General features: G+C 50.6%; 10 protein-coding genes and 2 pseudogenes. 9 read left to right on the top strand and 3 right to left on the bottom strand.

Annotated features, from left to right (window positions below; all coding sequences use genetic code 11):
* Positions 1-8: 8 nt before the first annotated feature.
* The 5 genes and pseudogenes from OXG75_02820 to OXG75_02800 all read left to right on the top strand — a co-directional run bounded on the left by OXG75_02820 (position 9) and on the right by OXG75_02800 (position 4,276).
* On the top strand, positions 9-2,420 hold the full coding sequence (locus OXG75_02820) for a UvrD-helicase domain-containing protein (protein ID MCY3624921.1): 2,412 nt from the start codon (positions 9-11) through the stop codon (positions 2,418-2,420).
* Positions 2,421-2,522: 102 nt separating this feature from the next.
* Positions 2,523-3,320, top strand: coding sequence for a type IV toxin-antitoxin system AbiEi family antitoxin domain-containing protein (locus tag OXG75_02815; protein ID MCY3624920.1), 798 nt, complete (start codon positions 2,523-2,525; stop codon positions 3,318-3,320).
* On the top strand, positions 3,317-3,601 hold the full coding sequence (locus tag OXG75_02810) for a nucleotidyl transferase AbiEii/AbiGii toxin family protein (GenBank protein ID MCY3624919.1): 285 nt from the start codon (positions 3,317-3,319) through the stop codon (positions 3,599-3,601). Before OXG75_02815 ends, OXG75_02810 begins: the two co-directional genes overlap by 4 nt.
* 15 nt (positions 3,602-3,616) lie before the next feature.
* Positions 3,617-3,709: pseudogene (locus OXG75_02805) on the top strand (NINE protein).
* Between the two features lie 21 nt (positions 3,710-3,730).
* On the top strand, positions 3,731-4,276 hold the full coding sequence (locus OXG75_02800) for a hypothetical protein (GenBank protein ID MCY3624918.1): 546 nt from the start codon (positions 3,731-3,733) through the stop codon (positions 4,274-4,276).
* A 118-nt stretch (positions 4,277-4,394) separates the two neighbouring features.
* Here the strand turns inward: OXG75_02800 and OXG75_02795 are convergent, their stop codons facing one another.
* The 3 genes and pseudogenes from OXG75_02795 to OXG75_02785 all read right to left on the bottom strand — a co-directional run bounded on the left by OXG75_02795 (position 4,395) and on the right by OXG75_02785 (position 15,017).
* Entirely contained in the window at positions 4,395-7,880 is a 3,486-nt protein-coding gene (locus OXG75_02795) for an Eco57I restriction-modification methylase domain-containing protein (GenBank protein MCY3624917.1), read from the bottom strand.
* Between the two features lie 2 nt (positions 7,881-7,882).
* Positions 7,883-11,259 (bottom strand): annotated as a pseudogene (locus OXG75_02790) (helicase-related protein).
* A gap of 164 nt (positions 11,260-11,423) precedes the next feature.
* Positions 11,424-15,017, bottom strand: a complete 3,594-nt coding sequence (locus tag OXG75_02785; protein MCY3624916.1) for an AAA family ATPase — start codon at positions 15,015-15,017, stop codon at positions 11,424-11,426.
* A 323-nt stretch (positions 15,018-15,340) separates the two neighbouring features.
* On the opposite strand from OXG75_02785, the gene OXG75_02780 reads away from it, so the two are divergent.
* From OXG75_02780 to OXG75_02765, 4 genes are all read left to right on the top strand, one after another.
* The gene (locus OXG75_02780) at positions 15,341-15,646 is read left to right on the top strand and encodes a hypothetical protein (GenBank protein MCY3624915.1); all 306 of its coding nucleotides are present in this window, start codon (positions 15,341-15,343) and stop codon (positions 15,644-15,646) included.
* A 103-nt stretch (positions 15,647-15,749) separates the two neighbouring features.
* Complete coding sequence (locus OXG75_02775) at positions 15,750-16,799, top strand: HTH domain-containing protein (protein ID MCY3624914.1); 1,050 nt, start codon at positions 15,750-15,752, stop codon at positions 16,797-16,799.
* An 11-nt stretch (positions 16,800-16,810) separates the two neighbouring features.
* The gene (locus OXG75_02770) at positions 16,811-17,569 is read left to right on the top strand and encodes a class I SAM-dependent methyltransferase (GenBank protein MCY3624913.1); all 759 of its coding nucleotides are present in this window, start codon (positions 16,811-16,813) and stop codon (positions 17,567-17,569) included.
* 200 nt (positions 17,570-17,769) lie between these two features.
* Complete coding sequence (locus tag OXG75_02765) at positions 17,770-18,516, top strand: hypothetical protein (protein ID MCY3624912.1); 747 nt, start codon at positions 17,770-17,772, stop codon at positions 18,514-18,516.
* Positions 18,517-18,571: the final 55 nt, after the last annotated feature.

The following is an 18,571-nucleotide window of genomic DNA, read 5'->3' as shown; positions in this document are numbered from 1 at the left end:
AGGGGATTATGTTGCTTAAGCACAAAGAACTTTTTGACTCCCTGTTTGCCCATCCCCTTACCCAGGAGCAGAGACTCTGCATAGTCGATGATTCCTACAGGACGCTTGTAATAGCGTCAGCCGGTTCAGGGAAGACAACAACGCTACTTGGCAAGTATGTCTTTCTGATAAGAGAAGAACTCGCTGCCCCGCGGGAGATTCTGGTTCTCGCCTTTAACAAGTCGATAGAGCAGGAGCTTGGAGAAAAGATAAAAAAGCTTGTCCCCGGAGTCGGCCGCCCCGAAGTCTACACATTCCACGGGTTCGGTCTTGAACTGCTTAAGAGGATAGGGGGGAGAAGAAAGCTTGACCCCCTTGCGGAATCCTCTTCAGACGGTCTTCTCGACACGGCAAACGTACTTGGGATAATCGAGAGGGCAAAGGTCAAGCATCCTGAGATCGGGAAATGGATTTCTGAGTTCAGGGCCGAGTGTCCGTACCACCAGATAGAAGAATTTGTCCGGGATGAAAGGGAATACAACGAAACTGTTACAAGCTATCCCTACAAAAGAGAATCATTCCGGCTCGGTGGGGAACTGAGAGCGCAGCGCATACCGAGTCTTGACGCAAGATACTGGGTCAGGTCCCAGCAGGAGCTTGCTATCATAAACAGCCTGATAATAAGGGGAGTGAAAGTCGAGTATGAAAGGCCGCATCCCGACGGAGAAATGACCCCGGATTTCTATTATCCGGAAATAGATCTCTGGCATGAACATTTCGCGATCCAGAGGGACGGCAGCTCCCCCTTTGAAGGCTACGCGGAGACAGTGCGACAGAAAAAGAAATTCTATGAGGAGCGGGGAGGGGATTTTCTTTTTACCTATAGCTACGAATATTACGAGGGCACCGTGATTGAGAAAATTTTCCGGGAGCTTGAGGAAAAGGGCATCTCCTATGACCCTCCCTCAAAAGAATATACAGAGAAACGCCTTGAGTCCCTTTACTCGGACGATACGTACAGCCTGATCGCAAGATGCATAAAGCTTGCCAAGGCGAACGATCTTTCGCCGGGGGGTCTTTCCGTGCGGCTTGACTCCCTTCGCGACAAGTTCAGAAGCGGCCTTTTCAAAAGATTTTTCCTTCCGGTACTTGAGACCTACGAGGAGATTCTTCGTGAAAACGGCACCATAGATTTTGAGGACATGATCCTTGGGCCTGTCCGCCACTTAAGCGGCGCCGAGATGGATGGCGCGCTTCCGGATCGGTACAAGTATGTCCTTGTGGATGAGTTCCAAGACATCTCGGAAGCCAGAAAGAATTTCCTCGCCCGCATACTTGCTGCGGATTCCCGTCTCTTCGCTGTGGGAGATGACTGGCAGTCGGTCTACAGGTTTACCGGCTCAGACAGCATGGCGATGAAAGAGTTTTCCGAATCTGAAAGCCCTCTGGTTGCGGAAGACGGGATGTCGGGGCGGGATGTCCGTCTGTTTAAGCCGCAGACTTACAGGATTCAGGAGACATTCCGTACGTGCAGACCGGTATCCGACGTTGCTTCTGAGTTTATCCAGAAAAACCCGGCCCAGATCAGAAAATCCGTTCGCTCCCGCCCGCCGGATGACGACTTTCCCGCCGTCAACATATGTTCCGTTGACCGTTATGACAGCGATAACCTGAAAAGGGTTCTTAACCTGATTCCAAGGTCGGACAAAAGAAAAGGGGTTTTTATCCTGGGGCGGAAGAACAGGGAAATTGAACCCCTTAGCCACAGAGAACTTATGGCCTTCAGGGACGATCTCAGGATATCCAGGAGGACGATCCACAGGTCAAAAGGTCTTGAGGATGATATCGTTATCGTGCTGGGAATGGATTCGGGCATGAAGGGCTTTCCGGGCTGCGGAGAGGAGGATCCCTTGCTCTCGGTCTTTCTGCCTCCGGGAGACGGCTACCCGAATTCGGAGGAGAGGCGGGTTATGTACGTGGCCATGACCAGGGCCAGAGAGAAAGTCTTTCTGGTTAACCAGTCTGTTCAGCCGTCATCCTTTACAGCGGAGATAAAAGAGATATGCGGGTGTCTTGATGTCAGGTTCAATGATGCTGTTTTGAGGGAGGATGTTGTCGGACCGTGTCCTGAGTGTTTCAGCAAGGGACTTGTTCAGGGGAGATGGATGGGAGGTCTTGTAAGAAGGGTAAGGAGCAATCCTCCGCCGTATTCCATATTTCTTGGGTGCACGAACTTCGGAAAAGGGCTTTGTAGCTACACGGAAAGAGAAGCGCCCTGTCCCACATGTCTGACAAAGGGTGAAACTGTCAGATTAGATGTGCGGTTAAACGAAGATTCGCAAAAACGCGAGGTGTTCTGTCCGGGTTGTGATTACCGTAAAGACTACGATTCATTCAGATTGAATACTGGAAAGGCAGTACTTGGAAGTGAAGACATTTGACCAGAATGTTCTTTTTAAATAAAATATAATTTTATCTGTATTCCAGATTTTAAATTACGATGGTTTAGTTCACGGGGCTACACTAATTGCAGCGTCATTGATATGGATTACTTAAAAACAGGTGAAGATACACTCAGGGGAACAAGAATCAACCGCATTCTCGCTGAGAATCCTGCGGGTGTTCCCATGACCAGCAAGTGGCTGTCCTCACGACGGGTTTCTCCGCAGCTGCTTCAGGGATATAAAAGCAGCGGCTGGCTTAGTTCCCTTGGGCGGGGAGCCTGGGTAAGGGCGGGCACGGAACCTACCTTGTCAGGGTCGCTCTACGCCCTGCAGCGGGAACGGCCCGGAGAGGTTTATCCGGCGGCGTGCACGGCGCTTGGGTATTATGGGCGCCTGCATTACCTGCCGCTTGGAGAGAGTCCTGTCCTGTATCTCGGCATCGGACAGAACACTAGTCTGCCCCGGTGGTTCAGGCAGCAACGGTTTGCCAGGAATCTGCAGGTTTTCAATGCCCCCGCATTATTTGATCCGGTTTCCGAGGGTCTGGAAGATTTGCGTGTCGGAGAGTTTTCGCTTAGGACGAGTGCGCCCGAACGGGCCATGCTTGAGTATTGCTATCTGCTGCCGAACTGTGCGGATTTTGAAGAGGCCAGGCAGCTTATGGAAGGTTTGTCCACGCTGCGTCCCGGGCTTCTGCAAAGCGTTCTGCGCGCATGTCGTTCGGTAAAGGCAAAGCGATTGTTCCTCGCGCTTGCCGAAATTGTCGATTACCAATGGTATGGCGAATTGAATCTGGAGTCCATTGAACTTGGTTCGGGAGGCCGTCACGTCGTAAACGGCGGGCTTTGGAACTCAAGATTCAAGATAACAGTTCCCGAGACCTGGGTGAATCCATGATGCGAGGCTATGAAAAGCAATCTGCTTTGCTGCTTGAGACGCTGCGAATTGCCGCGACAAAGGAGGTGTTTGCATTGAAGGGCGGCACGGCTATTAATTTTTTCTTTCATGACTGTCCGAGATTTTCCGTGGACATTGATTTGTGTTATCTGCCGGTGAGTGAACGTGATCAGGCATTTCGGGATATCCGCGAGAAGATGGAAGCAATCAAGGCTGAAATGAAGCTTTTAAAGGAGAGTAATTCGATTTCGTTTGTGTTATGCCTGAAATTCAAGTGGTGAGGAGTAAAAACTGTAGCTGGTTTACTTGCTATCTTTCTTGGTAGTATTGGAGTACACAAATTTTATCTTGGTTGCATATTACAGAATGAAGGGAGGCCTATCGGGTAGCATCCCGAAAGAGGTGAACATATGAGAACAATACTTGCGCTGGTACTGGCAGGAGTGATTTTTCCCCATACGGCTTTTGCTTCCAACGAGTTTGTCTCCCCTTGCGGGTTTAAGGCAGAAGTCTTATCTGAAAAGGGGAAGAAAGAGTTAGGCAGCGAGCTAAATAGGTGGTCTAAAAGAAAAGAGAGAGTTAAAGCTAAAGATACATCTACTCCCAGAGGCATAGAGAGGTTTTGCGAAGAAGTAAAAGAAATGACTGGAACCGAGAAAGCTTTCCCCTTCAGGTCCGAGTCATGGACAGTTGCCGAATTCCATTTGTATAGTGTAGGAAAGCGTTTGAAAGACTATAGATATACGCTGGAACTTGCCGAAAGGGAATTGGAAAAAGCCAGAAGTATTTTAGATAAGGAAGATCAGGTTCCTTACGAGAAGAAGGTGCAGTCTTGGGAAGAAGCGGTTTCGAGACAACAAGAAAACCTGACCATTGTGTGCGCAATGAAAAAGGCAAAAGACGAGTTTTATCAGGAAGGTCGCAAAAAGTGTGCTGTAGAGTGGATGCAGGAATAAACCGATTGCGTGTGAGTTAAGTTTCCATTTTCGTTGGTACCGAGGCTGAAAGAGTGTAAGTTGTCCAACTTTTTATCTGGTGCATATTACGACTGAATTCGCCCCTTTTCGTTCGGAATTACCGTCCTTTTGGTTCGTAATAGGCACTCAAATTCACATCATGATTGATAAGGAACTCCATTTCTTTTTCTGTGAAGGAAAAATTTTCTGCCAAGTGAGAATCAATTTTTGAGAACAGCTGATCGTTTTCCACCGCTTTTCTCTTGCTAGCAGTAAACCGCGCTTTCACTGTTCCGGGTATTCCTTTTTCTCCAGCGTATTCATTTATTGCCAGTATCCGTTGCACATAGCCGAAAATTGCAAGTGCTTCTTTCCGGTTGCAGGACAAGGCGTCGAAGATTAACAAGTCTGCTCGCCTCGTGATCTTGAACGCCCTTCTGTAGTTAAAGTTTCCTACGTATCGCCCGGCGTTTTTCTTGAACACTAACCACTCGTTGCGCTCAAAGTGAAGCATGTGCCCCAATTCGATCAGGAATTCATAATTCTCGGGCGGAAGGAAATCTAGAACTCTGAGAAAGTCACTAATTACCCAGTTAGTGACGTCAAAACCATCACCTCGCACAAGCCAATACCAGAAATAAAATTCCCCGGCTGTGGCGGCCAATGCAGCGTATGTTGGCTCATCATCTGCAAAAGTTAACCGCCCTATTTTCGATGGGGTGATGTTGTTAAGCGAAACAGCATCAACACACGGTGGATCTTCAAGAAACACAGAGATAAAATTCCTTCCTGACTGTGAAAAACTAAGATACGCCTTATTCCCGCTGCCTTCGGAGATAGCTGCCCGATACTTTCTTAGTTTTGTCGATGATATTGCGCTCAGTACAGATGTATGCGACAATTCCGCGACTTTTGGTAACCCCAATTCCTCAATATTTAGGTTTTTCACGGGAACATAGGATAAATTTGTCAGAAGGTGTGGACGGCAGAATGTACGCCATCGGTACATTGGAGCAGCAAAAATCTCGGTGCCCGAGTTATGTCCGATCCAGATCGTGCAACGTTGACTGACTCCTGCGAATAGTGCTGCCGGTATATTATCATAGGATGAGAACCAAGCGGCTCCCCAATTGGAAAGATTTTCTCGAAGTGCCTTGAAGTCTCGACTGAAGGTTATGGACAACGGGACGATCATTCCGCATCGTCCTTCGGGAACAGTAAGAACCAGAGACCTTGATAGGAAATGGCCATAAATATCGGAAAATTTTTGCGCTAAGGGACCAAGAATTTCGTAGGGAATTTTTCTGACGGAAACGTAAGGAGGATTCCCAATTACCACGTCAAAACCCCCATCTTGCATAATGTCGTAGAATTCAACAAACCAGTGGAAGGATTGATGACTGGAGCGCCATTGCACGTAGGCGGCCTCGTCTTCGGTGTCTATGCCGTATATGCGCGCCAGATAATTGTCCAGTTTCGTTTGCAAGCCCTCGAGTTGTTCTCGCAGTCTTAACTTCGTATTGGCAAGCGCAAGGACATCCATGTCACAATCAGTCTGCATTCTGCGGAAATCTTGGTATGTTTGTCCGGCGATTTCGGCCCGCTGCTCGATCTCAGGAAGCGATAACTGATTGATCATATCGGCGGATAGATTCCGTTTTACTTCTTTAAGGGAGGTGAAGCCGACTAAGGTGTTGCCAGGGCGGATATTGAAATCAATGTCTGGCAGTGGTTCGATCTGGTCATAGTCTTCTAATTGTGCGACCAGCTTCAGGAACAGACGCAGTTTGCAGATTTCTATGGCCTCTTCCATGATATCAACGCCGTAGAGATTACCAACGATTATAGACTTCAGGATGAAATAGCGTTCATTCGCATGCGTATCGATGCGCTCAAGCAGTTTGCGGAAATCGCTCAGAGTCTCGGGATGGTGCTTGCGTCTGGAATGCTCCAGATCATCTAGAAAGCCCCGCATGGCTTCTAGTAAGGCGATGTAAACGGGTTCCAGAATATTGAGTGCCGCAAACAGAAACGCTCCGGAACCGCAAGCCGGGTCAAGAACGGAAACTTCCGAAATAGCTTTCCAGAAGGCCCGGACCAGCTCCGGTCCTTCGCTTCCTGCGATAACATCCTGGGTGAATTTTTCGATGTCGAGATTGTAAGTGATGAGATCGTTTATAGATACGATTTCCCCGGCAACGATCTTAGCTCGGATTTCATTGTAGTGCTCTCGGCGGGCGATGTGTTCGCGCCAGGTCTCGGTATGTAGCGCGTAGTCTCTAGGAGCCGTGTTGTTCCATTCTGTGCGTTTCGATATATCATTCAGACCGGCAGCGATATCATCCGGAAGTTCGCGCGTTTTAGCGAGATCCCGGTTTTCGTTAATGTCATGAGTTATCCCGTGGCGTGCCGATTCGTAGAAATAGCGGTCCGGATCGTAAGTCAGAAGGCGCCAGACACCGCCGCCAGGTTCAAAAGCTATGGGGCATTCTTTTTTGGCCTGATCAAACAGGAATGGGATTATGGTGTTGCGGCAGATGTATCCGGTGATATCTTCTTTGGTGTAGTAAGCGCCCATCTGCTTCTGGTTGATGTACCTCTCGAAAATATAGCCCAGCACATCCGGGTTGATCTCTCTGTCGTCACGGAGCGGTCTGTCGTCAAGATGCCATTGATAAGCGTCGAAAAACTTGAATATCCCTTCAAACGCCTCGTCTGGAATATCGATGTTTTTGTTGTCACGTTCCAGTTCATGCAAATCAAAAAGACCGCCGTTAAGGTATGGAATCTTCCCCAGAAGCTCCGCAAGTTCGGAGTCACGAGCAGTCTCCGGCTGATTAAGTCCCTCATGGAACAGGCGTAACAAGAAAAAGCGATAGAAAGTCTGGAATCGGTTTTTGCCGCGGGATGCCCTCATGCGGTTCAGGCGATTTTGCAGATAGTCCCGGTCATCATCCAGGAATCCGCGCTTCTGGATGAAGTAGATGAACATCATCCGGTTAAGCATCAGCGAAGCGTACCATTCCCGGTCGTCCGATGCCTTGAAGCCGTCGATCAATCCCAGAAAGGTCTTGTGTTCTTCCCTGAAGCGGTCGTAGAATTTCTTGGTGACTTTCTCCGTATCGAATGCCGCACGCACCCGGCCGGAGACATCCACTATGGTGAGATCTTCTTCCTCATCAAGCGTGAAGGCTATATGTTCAAGCTTCTGGATCAGGGCTTCTCCCGACTGGTTTCTGCTGTAGATGTGAAGGCGGTTCTGATCCGGTCTCCCCGGCTCGCGTTTTACCCACTGCCAGTACTGTGCGTCTCTTTCTTGGGTAGCGTAGACTATTAAATGTTCTCGGACTGTTCTGGCGACAAACCTCTCAATTTTCCGTCGGGTGGAGTAATCTGGAAACTTCTCGTCCGATTCGGTGGTGTACTGGTAGGCGACCATGCCTCGCTTGTGGGCGACCTTCTCAAGGGTAAAAGAGCGGTCGTCTATTCGGACTTCCATGTCTCCGCGTCTGTGGTCCCAGCCAAGCTCCTCAATGAAAAGTGCCCGGAGATTGAAATTCTCAAGATGCTCTCTGGCCTTGTCTCTGTCGAGGGTGATCGGCATCTTCAACCCTCCTCCCGGTTAACCAGCCCGAGGGAGCAGATGATCTGCGGTTCCCGGCTTTCGTCTTCTTCATGTACTACGCAAAGCCGCTCTTCCTCTCTCAGGGCGATGACCAGCTTGGCCAGGTCTTCATCGGAGATGGCGCTTTGCAGCTGCCGGTTAAGCGTGGTTATCGCGGTCGGAAGCGGGGGATAGCGATAGATATCCTGTATCGCTCTTCGCAGCGGCTTGGTGTCAAACAGCGTTCCTCTGACGGTTTCCGAGTAGTTCTTTAGGCGTTCGTAAACGCGGAACCGTACGCCGGAAGGGCGTCCGAGCTGGCCGCCTACCTGACTTTCCTCACTTGAGATGTGTTCCGCCGCTTTCCGCACGAGTTCGTGGTGCCTGTCGCTGCGGTTAAGTGCCTGTGCGTCGCGCGGACACCGGGCCGCCCGCAGGATTTCGAACTGGCTCTCGGTAACGCTTCTGCCATGGCGGTCAACCCAGGCGAGAGCGTCGTATCCCCTGGTGGTCCGCATGTAAACCAGAACGCCGTCTGGCCGGTCGGGTTTCGGTTTGTAGTGCTTCGATGAGTAGACGACGGACGGCATATCCTCGATCTTTTTCCTTAGGGACGGGTCGGCCGTTATCGCGTTTTGCCATACCTGGTAGGCATAGGAACAGAGATCGACCTCGGTATCGTCGTCGCCGTCTAGAATTCCGGCCTGTTCGCTGTAGAGGTCGGAAACTACACGGTGTCCCTCGTCCTCGAAAAAAGCCTCGTCTGTTCCCACGACTTCGGCGTTTTCGTCAAGACGGCTCCGCACGCGCGCCCGAAGCCGGATCAGGCGCTCGATTCCCTCGGCCGGGAGAAAGGAATAGCACAATATCTCAGGGGCTCGCTGTCCGATGCGGTCGACGCGCCCGGCTCTCTGAATCAGGCGGATAATGGCCCACGGCAGGTCGTAGTTTACGACAATGGCGCAGTCCTGCAGGTTCTGCCCTTCGCTCAGCACATCCGTGGCCACCAGCACACGCAGTTCGTCTTCGGGTGAGACGCTTCCCTCTTTCTCGTTGCTTCTGGGGCTGAACTGCCAGGCAAGCTTTGTCGGGTCTGCCGAGTCCCCCGTGACGGCGGCTAACCCTTCCATGCCTCGGGCGTTTAGCTGATCCTCAAGGTAACGGACCGTATCGGCGAACTGGGTGAAGACCAATATCTTTTCGTCGGGATGTTTGCTGGCGAGCAGCTTGTGAAGTGCGTCCAGCTTGGCGTCTGAGGATGGGTCCCAGTTGCCGGATCGCTTCAGCAGTTTGAGCAGGGCCGCGGAATCGGCCTTGAGATCCTTTTCCAGGTCTTCCGTGAAGTAATGGGAACCCAGCCATCGGAACCGCCCCTTGTACCGGTCGGAGTATACTTCGTAAACCTTGGCAGAATGTTTTCGGAACTCCTCCTCCGTCCGTGGCATCTCCGCTGCATTCAGTTCAGAGGATACTTCTCCTTCCCCGTCGTCAAAAAGACCGCCACTGACACTTTCCGCATCCCCGTCAAAAGAGAGGGAGTCAAGGAGTCCCGCGTCGGTCGCTCCGATCGGAAGCGGCTTTTTGTTTTCAATGGCGTGGATGTAGATGAAGTTGCGGAGCAGGTGGCGCTCTACCGAAAGCAAAAACGAGTGGCCACTGCTTTCAAGCCGTTTGAAGAGGTTGGTGCGGCAGAACCCCATGAGGCGCTTTCCTGCGCGCGAGAGGTCATCTAGAACTCTCGACTCATCCGGCCCCGGACCGCTACGGGGGGGGGTATTACATTATTTATAAAATTACCCAATCCGTAGCGCGGCAGCTCCAGTCCGTTTATCGTGTCCACAGTGTCGTCGGCGAAAAGCCGGGAATACTGCTCGTCTGTGTCAAAGTGTACTGTCTTTGGAGCGCGTGTCGGAAAGTAGGAGCGGGTGCCGTCTGCGAACGTGAGGTACTTCCGCCCGTCTTCAGGGTCGGTCATCGCGTAGTTGTCCCGAACAAAGCTTCGGGTTCGGCGCACCAGGTAGAGACGCATGAGTTCCCGCCAGTCGTCGGCGTATTCCGATTTGTCGAATGCCGCCAGAGAGCGGACGGGTGCCTGGTGTCGGCGAAGGAACTCGGTCTCTCCTATTTCCTGCAGCAGTCTCTCGGGCCGGATGCCCAGCTCTTCATCTTCCGGTACGAACAGGCGGAGCTGGCTTGAGAGGTCCAAGTATGTTTTATTGTAAGGAGTCGCCGAGAGCAGGATGCACTTGCTGTCGTTTTTCCTTATATATTCATGCAGAACCCTGTACGTTTTGCCTTCGCGGTTCCTGAGGTTGTGACTTTCGTCTATAATGAGGAGCCTGTAGCGACGTGTGTCGGGCAGTTCCCTGATCACGCGGCTGATTGAAAGAACGCGGGCGCGCATCCGGTATTCCTCCCGGTAACTTTCCCACATCGGGACCAGATTCTTCGGGCAGATGATCAGCGTCTCAAGTCCGTAATCATCCTCGAAAATGCGGGCAAGGGCAGTTGCCATGAGCGTCTTTCCGAGCCCCACGACATCGCCGATAATGACCCCGCCGCGGCGGTTCAGATGATGCGCCGCGATCTTCACGGCCGCCGTCTGGAAATCAAGGAGTCTGCCGCCGAAATCTCTGGGAATGCGAAATTCGCTCAGGCCGGTTCTCGCCTCCTGCGAGAGGTGGTAGGCGATTTTCACGTAGATGTGAAACGGCGGAATCAATTCTTCCCTCGCCCAGCTCTCGTTGATGACTTTGACAAGCTCCTCCGAAATATCCACGCACCACCGGTCATTCCAGCGGTCTTCGAACCACTTGGCGAGCTTCTGGCAGGCATCGTGGTCCATGACGTCGACATTCAGCTCGCCCTGGTTGCAGAGACCCGGCAGGGTAAGGTTGCTGCTACCGAGATAGCCGACCGCCGGGTTTACGGGGTCCGGGCGGAACAGCAGATAGAGCTTGGCGTGAAGAGGGTACTGGAGGAACAGCTTGACGATCACCTTTTTCTCTTTTATCTGTCTGGCCAGTCTTCTGAGCCCCGCCTCGTCCTGGTTGCTCGGAGCGCCTATAGTAAGCTGTTCCCTGAATTCCTCCGCAAGCTTCGTTTTAAGCCGGGATGCGGTCTGGTTGTCCATTTGTCCTTCTTCTGCCGAGAGGCTTTTTGCGATGTGCAGTTCTTCCTGGGGGAGGCGCTGCATTCCGACCAGGAGACGGCAGCAGTTACCTTCTCCCCCCTTCCATTTTTCGACGTGCTGATCAATCGTTCGCCAGCCACGCAGGTTGAAGTACCCTACGCAGAAGTCTGCGCGGTCGGAAACTTCCATGGTTTCGGCCAGCGCCGGGTGGAGATTTTGCTTAATATTGTCGAAGATACGTGGCATCAGGCGGTCTTAAAGGTAGCTGCTTTCACATAAATCCTCAGTTGGATTATACAAAATGTAACCGTTCGCAGTTTAAAAGTCTGAGCTTTCCTCCTATGCTGGATTCCAGACCTGATAACGCAGAGTAAAAACGTACTGAAGATGCATCTTTTTCGTTCAGGGGGCTAATAGAGCATATCCATGACAATGGCAGCAATTTTCGCCGAGTCAATGCTTCCATCTTCTTCGTCGGTAATGATCAGCGTGCCATTCGGACCGCCCCCCTCTTCCTGCGGTAAAATGCCGTGGTTTCGGTACCATTTGAGTTTTTCTTCCCATCTGAGACGGTACCTTGGCACATGCAGCATTCCGCAGTGTTCCCAGTAAAATGTCAAGCCTGATTCCATGTCCTCAATGGTGAAATCCGGGTATTTGGTGATCCCGTCTATTGTAAGGGGCTGTTCATAGGCATATTCAATGCCTTTGTTGGCAAGATGATCGGCGATAATCACCTCGGACTTGGAACGTACCATTTCCCCCCGGGTGGTGCGGTGAATAAGGTGATTTTCAAAGAAACGACCGTCAATCTCGACCGGCGATGGAGAGACAAAAAGATTGGTAAGGCGTTGCGCTGTTTCGGACCGGTCATCCGAGGAATACTTTCGCAATTCTGATCTCTGGCCTTGGTGAAGGATGATAATCCGTTCCTTCTGGCGCGTAAGCGCTGTATAGAGCAGCTCGCGTGAAAGCAGGCGACAGGGGTTCGGCAACACGAGAATGACGGTGCCGAATTCGCTTCCCTGGGATTTGTGTACAGTCAGCGCGTAGGCAAGCTCAAGTACCGGATTCCCTTCTTCGTCAAAGTCGCGACTGGTGAAATCATATTTGAATCCGGGCTGCGAAGAAAATTCCACTTCCAGTTTCCAGCGGAAATCAGGAGCTCCCTTTTTTCTGAAGAAACCGACAACCATGCCGATTTCGCCGTTGGCTATATAAGGATCATCCTTTCTCGGGTAAATCCCGCGATGTTTGTTCCACGGGAGCCCAGGGTCAGTATTCACAAGGTTTATTACCTTGTCTCCGTAAACTATTTCCTCCTCCCCCTTGGGCTCAGGGTACTTCCGTTGCCATCCTTTTTTGCGTGATTCATTGATCATGGCATGACGAAACTGCTTGTGAATGAAGCGGTTCAGATCGGGCACACCGTGGGTCGCCGATCGTACCGGCGAGAGTATCTGCCAGCTCTCCGCAGTCTCCGCAGCGCCGGGGTTATTGTTTCTTCGGGGATTAAAGAATCGCATGCCGTTCCAGTCCTTGCCTCCAAGGGTGGCGTCAAAGCCTGCGATGTCATCGGCTCCTTTCAGTGCCTGAGAGCCGCCAGGGAGTTTAAGTTCACTTACCAGTATGTCGATTAACCGTGAGCGCATATCGTCCGCCGTTTCCCACTGAACGAACCTGATATAGGGGTTCTGGACGTTTCCTGTCACTTTGTCAAAAACATCATCCTCACCTGCCGCAATCGGTGAACCGCTGAACCACTCGGCAAACTGCGTATCCTCGCGCTCTTCGCTTGTTTGGCGGCGGCGAATGATCAATTCTGCGTAACCGGGGCCTGTGCGGGGGAACTCTCTGGAGACGTTTTCCGGCGCGAGATGCTTGACGATGTCAACAAACGGGCGACCTGCTCCGATAGGCGGGAGCTGGCGAGGGTCGCCGATCAGGATGAGCCGATGAACGCCCTTCAGTGCCTGGATGAGCGCGGCGAGCATTTCTTCGGTAAGCATGGATGCTTCGTCAATAATTACCGTGTGCGCGCCGACATCGGTTGGTTTATCCGAAAGACGATAGCGACCGGTCGCGCTGTCGTAGCGGTGTGGACTCAGGAACTGGGCGATTGTGTATCCCTTAAGATCAAGAACTTTAGTAAACTGCTCCATCCGCACTCGCGCTTTTCCCGTAGGAGCGAGAAGAAGGACGCCGCCGTTTTTTATTTCCCGATGGGAGCAGAGGACTGAAAGCAATGTGGTCTTGCCGGTCCCCGCGGGGCCGATCAGCACGGAAAAACGGGATTGAGCAAGTTCTTCAAGTGCTTTCGTCTTCTCTTTCCGGGCAAGTTCTTCCGGCTCATCAGGTTCGCCGGTGCCTGCGTCCGACTGGTTTTCGAGGGCTTCATCGAGCATCTTTCTCCAATCTGCTGTTACGGTGAGGCGTTTACCCTTGATGCGCTTTTCTATAGCCGTTCTGATGGTTCTTCCTACCTCAGTCAGCCTGCCCAGCTGGAGAGCGGGAGCTCCGTCAGCCATGGTGAATTCGCTTATCGCGTCTCCGAAATCATCTTTGGCGACATTCATGAGGTCGGCGTCCACATCGCAAGATGGCTGGAGAGCGAGTCCGCGGATACCGAGAACGATCTGATCCCTTGGTAACAGCGTGCTGCCCGTGGCGGCCGCGTCTTCAAGAACCTTGATCGCGAAAGCGCGCACGCGACGGGCATCCGTTCCGGCATCCAGGGCCGACGGTTTCGGGAGCGGGTGTTCCTTGCGTACTACGTCATCAGGAAAGATACCCCGGTCGACCGTGTAGACGCTTACGGGTTCAGGGGTCAGGCGCGTCAGTTCGTAGAGCAGGTAGGGGTTAGCAAGGATCGTCGCGTCCGAAACATCTATCCCGGATTTGGAGCGCTCTTCCTGAACATAGAGCCTCGTAGCCTGCTCCGAACTGATCTCGAAGCGGCTTACGAGTTTGAGCAGGGCGCGGCGTTCGTCAGGCAGGCGAAACCATTTTTTCTGCAGAGTTTCTCCGATGTTTTTCGCCAGTTTTTTCGGCAGATGTTTTTCGGGTTCGGCGAATGTCTTTTCAATCAACGGCCAGGGGTCGGCGTTGTCACCCGCTTTTTCCGCTACGGCACGGGCAACAAAAGTGCCAAGCTCCAGTCCGAACGCGGTCAGTGCAGAACCGAGGCCTGGACAGGGGCCTCTTGCTTTCCATAGTTCCCCGAGCCTCGCGTCAATCCACCGCAGGCACTGCTCCCACGGTCCCGGCAAAACGTCTTTCGCCTTCCTGAGCGACTCGGTACATGAAAGAAGTGAAGCTATGGCGCCGTCATGGCTTACAATCTCTGAGGCGTATGAGAACTCGGAAATCCGGTCGGCGGGCGAGAGAGCGACTATTTCGGCAGGATCAAATTCCGGGTCTTCAGCCGCTTTTTTTATGGCCGCGTGGTATGGAAGCAAAAACCCGTCTTTAAAGTCCGGGCGGATCGAGTGCTGCACCATGCGTTCCCATATAACCGAGCGTAATTTACCTTGAAGTTTCTTGGTAGAGTAGTCATACTCCCGCACGTCGCCTACGTGCAGCACTCGCCCGAGACCGATCAGAATGCGTCCATTTGCCTGACTTTCCAGAAAAGGCACCTGCTTGGCGTAGAAAAAGCAGAGTGAGCGTTCGGGTTTTACATGGTCGGCGAAACAGTCAAGCAGGGCAGTCTGGTTCAGGTGATTCTGAACCCACGGAGTCTTAAAGCCTAAATCGGGTTCGCGGTCTTCTCGGACATCAATTTCGTAGATTTTTCCGATAGACTCCATTTCCTCGGCAAGCATCCACTTGAAGGGAACGGTCGCTGCTGAGTAGGGCGGATGACGCAACTGAGTCGGCCTGAAGTGCCCGTGGCTGCTTTCGGGGCCGGAGTTGTAAGGATGGTTGCGAGAGGAAGCATATTCAAATGGCGCCATAAATCCCGCACGCTCGGCGATGCACGGTGGCCAGTCTTTCTCCGGCATATCATTTATGCTTTTTCCTGCTATTGATTCTTCTGCATCGTCGTTTCGTTTTTCAGCGATTTGCTTCAGTTTGAGACAGGAACCGTTTAGTTTTGGCGCGGAGCAGACACTACCGTCCCACCCGGAATCATGCCAAGGAACCCGGATGGATATGTGTTTTAATGGATGGCCCATCAGTTTTTAGGATTGTCTACAGAGTGTCTTTTTCCACGTATGTCCGGAGGCAAACTGGCAAGAATGATACTGATTGCTAGGCTGACATGCAATCACATGTCCGCTGATATTCACTCATCACTGCCGAATAAGGTAAACTTTGCAGTGCGATGTTATCACAGAAACAATTTCTTCGGGAAGTTGATGAGACAATAGAGGTTTATGAAAAATGCATCGGGTCTTTTGCTGTGCGGACCCGGCAGATGATTGAACGGGAAGGTTACATAAAGGCATTATCTAAGCTGGTTTGCAGTTCAGAACTCCAAAAAGGATTCAAAATTCTCCGTGACTGCGGAAAGCTTGAATATAGTTTTGAAGCCTTGACAGTAAAATATTCACATTTCTTTTCCAAAGGCGTTGTTGAAGCGGCCAAGTGGCGTTTGGACAATAGAGACATACTGCTGGATAGCAACTGAGGGGCGGGCAGGCAAGGGTGCAAGGATTAATGTCTGGCTTAAAAGGGGTTGTGTTTAACGTGGTCACTGGTAACGGGTGCATTGTGAAAGATGATCCAAGACGATGAGCATACGTGAAGCAATCATAGCTGTACTGGAAAACTCGAGCACGCCGCTCCATGTGAAAGAGATAACGAAGCGCATCCTCTCAAGAAAACTCTGGAAGATCTCGGGGAAAACCCCGGAGGCAACAGTAGGTGCTACAATTTATTCGCATATCAAGAAAAATGGAGATACATCCCCGTTTGTTCTCCATGCGCCTGCAACCTTCGGACTGAGGAAAGCGGATTATTCAAGCGAAACTAGGCCAGAAACCATAACTGAGACTGCTGGTGACCAGGTTGCAGAGACACAAAGAGAAACTTCTTTTTCCTTTATGGACTCTGCGCAGATGGTTCTTGAGCGCTTCGCCGACCGCCAGCCGATGCATTACCGGGAAATAACCGATAAGGCCGTTGAAATGGGTTGGCTGTCGAGCAAGGGAAAAACTCCCGAGTTATCCATGAATGCGCAGATATTGACTTCAATAAAGCGGTCTAGGCGTAGAGGTGAGCAGCCTCGGTTCACACAACACGGAAGTGGGCTGGTTGGACTTTCAAAATGGATGTCCACGAGTCTTCCTCTTAAAATAGAAAGGCATAATAAGAAGGTACGGAAGGAACTGCATGAAAAGCTCCTTAAAATGGAATGGGAGGCGTTTGAGAAACTGGTCGCAAGACTACTTGGGGAAATGGGTTTTGAGGAGATCGAGGTTACAAACAAGACTGGGGACGGTGGCATTGATGTTCGTGGGACGCTGCTTGTGGGTGGAGTTATTCGTACACGAATGGCAGTTCAGGTAAAGAGGTGGAAAAACAATGTTCCGGTGCATGTAGTTCGGGAGGTCAGAGGAAGCCTTGCGGTCCATGAACAGGGGCTCATTATTACGACCAGTGATTTCGCCAAAGGGGCGCGAGAAGATGCGGACAGAAAAGACGCCACGCCCGTGGCATTAATGAACGGCGATCAGTTGGTCGTTCTTCTGGTGGAAAATGGAATATGGGTCCGGCGTAGGTCGCACGATCTTATTGAACTTGAAGATGGAAATTTTTCTGTGCATGAGCATGGAGGGTGATCACATAAAGTATGTTAAAGAAAGTCAAAAAAATGCTCAAGGAACATCTTTTCGGTACACCAAAAAGTGAATTTACACCGGAAGCGACGAACGAACACCTTGATATTATGGCCACGTGCTCAAAATACACTATGACTTCAAGGAGTCGTCAGTGGGCCTTAATACAGTCGGTCGAATGGATAGCAAAAAAAAACATAGAGGGTGACATAGTTGAATGCGGGGTATGGAGAGGGGGAAACCTGATACTTTGTGGTCTGATGCTGAAAGCGTTTAATCTTGATAGGTTAATATGGGGGTATGACACTTTTGCCGGGATGAGTGAACCAACCGAGGACGACTACCTGATAGAAAAAAACCCCGAGTTAAAGAACTCTTCGCTCGTAAGAGATAAATGGTTGGCTAAACAGAAGCCGCAGGGAATAACGGACTGGAATTATGTGACAAAAGATAAAGTCGCGAGTAATTTTAGCAAGGAAGTTGGTACAAACAACTTCAAATTAATCAGTGGCAAGGTTGAAGATACTCTCACAGTAGAAAGCAATCTTCCTGAGAAAATCTCAATTTTGAGGTTGGATACGGATTGGTATGAAAGTACGAAAGTAGAGCTTGAAGTTCTGTTTCCTCGTCTTCAAAAAGGAGGTGTGCTTATAATCGATGATTATGGGCGCTGGGCGGGATCCAAGAAAGCTGTTGACGAATTCTTCGAGGGATACGGATTTGTATGGCTACACCGTGTCAGTAAGAGTTGCAGGCTTTACGTCAATCAGTAGTTTTATTCTTCCTCATAAGTATTTTTCCTTGTCAGGTAATTTTTGCGACATGAATTATAAGGGAATTAATCAAATAGAAAGAAGAGGTTTCTGCCCGTAACCTCTCGGAACAACAGGGTCTGTTTTCTCGCCGATGTACCTGCCTGACTTAGTCGACTAAGATTGGCGTTTTTATTTAACTTCAAGGGGGGAACTATTTTTTGGGTCTTAAAAGTTTTGTTAAACGTAAAATTTACTTTGCTAGGATTTGGGCAAAAAGGCGGAGATATTTTTCCAAAAAGAACATTGGACAACCCGGGCAAGTAGAATGGCTGATCGAAACCGAGGCAAAATATGGGGGATACATACGAGGTTTGCAACGTAAAGTTATAAGTGACCACCATGATTCACATGAAAGGGCTAAGCTCTTTCGGCGATTTCTGCAGGGTGGGGATCGTATGTTGTATCATGGTTACGGAAAGAAGTATGCAGAGCATTTAGCCCCCTTTGTTTCCGGCTGTCTTTCCCACACTGTCACCCTTATAGAACTTGGTATCTTAAGGGGTACAGGGCTTGCTATCTGGTGTGACCTGTTTAAAAATGGACGGGTGATAGGTCTTGATATTGATCTGGAATATTTCAGGGGAAATGTCGGCAACTTAAGGCGCTTAGGTGCTTTTATACACAACTACCCGGAGCTGTATTATTTTGATCAGTATAAAAACAATCACGAATATTTGAGAAACATTCTGGGAGATGACAGGATCGATATTTTTATCGATGATGGTATTCATGATTCCGAGGCTATCATGAGCACTATGAAATGTGTTGTTCCTTACCTCTCTGACCAATTCGTGTATTTTGTTGAAGACAACAAGGATGTACATTCGCAGATTCGCCAAGACTATCCGGATTTCACCGTAGCTAGCTATGGTCGCCTTACGGTTATTACGGGAAATTCCAACTAACCCGCATTTCTCACCGCATAGGGATATGGAAGGGTTTTTAGGGTCAGCAGCCATG

Source organism: Candidatus Dadabacteria bacterium (assembly GCA_026705445.1).
In the GTDB taxonomy this organism is placed as follows: Bacteria; Desulfobacterota_D; UBA1144; order Nemesobacterales; family Nemesobacteraceae; genus Nemesobacter.
Note: the sequence above shows the minus strand (reverse complement) of the source record. Positions and strands in the feature narration are given on the sequence as shown.

Bases quoted from the DNA above. Each gene is read 5' to 3' on its own strand.
- OXG75_02775 (MCY3624914.1), top strand. From the start codon at position 15,750: ATGAGCATACGTGAAGCAATCATAGCTGTACTGGAAAACTCGAGCACG.
- OXG75_02810 (MCY3624919.1), top strand. From the start codon at position 3,317: ATGATGCGAGGCTATGAAAAGCAATCTGCTTTGCTGCTTGAGACGCTG.
- OXG75_02800 (MCY3624918.1), top strand. From the start codon at position 3,731: ATGAGAACAATACTTGCGCTGGTACTGGCAGGAGTGATTTTTCCCCAT.
- OXG75_02820 (MCY3624921.1), top strand. From the start codon at position 9: ATGTTGCTTAAGCACAAAGAACTTTTTGACTCCCTGTTTGCCCATCCC.
- OXG75_02795 (MCY3624917.1), bottom strand. From the start codon at position 7,880: ATGCCGATCACCCTCGACAGAGACAAGGCCAGAGAGCATCTTGAGAAT.
- OXG75_02815 (MCY3624920.1), top strand. From the start codon at position 2,523: ATGGATTACTTAAAAACAGGTGAAGATACACTCAGGGGAACAAGAATC.
- OXG75_02785 (MCY3624916.1), bottom strand. From the start codon at position 15,017: ATGCCGGAGAAAGACTGGCCACCGTGCATCGCCGAGCGTGCGGGATTT.
- OXG75_02770 (MCY3624913.1), top strand. From the start codon at position 16,811: ATGTTAAAGAAAGTCAAAAAAATGCTCAAGGAACATCTTTTCGGTACA.
- OXG75_02780 (MCY3624915.1), top strand. From the start codon at position 15,341: ATGTTATCACAGAAACAATTTCTTCGGGAAGTTGATGAGACAATAGAG.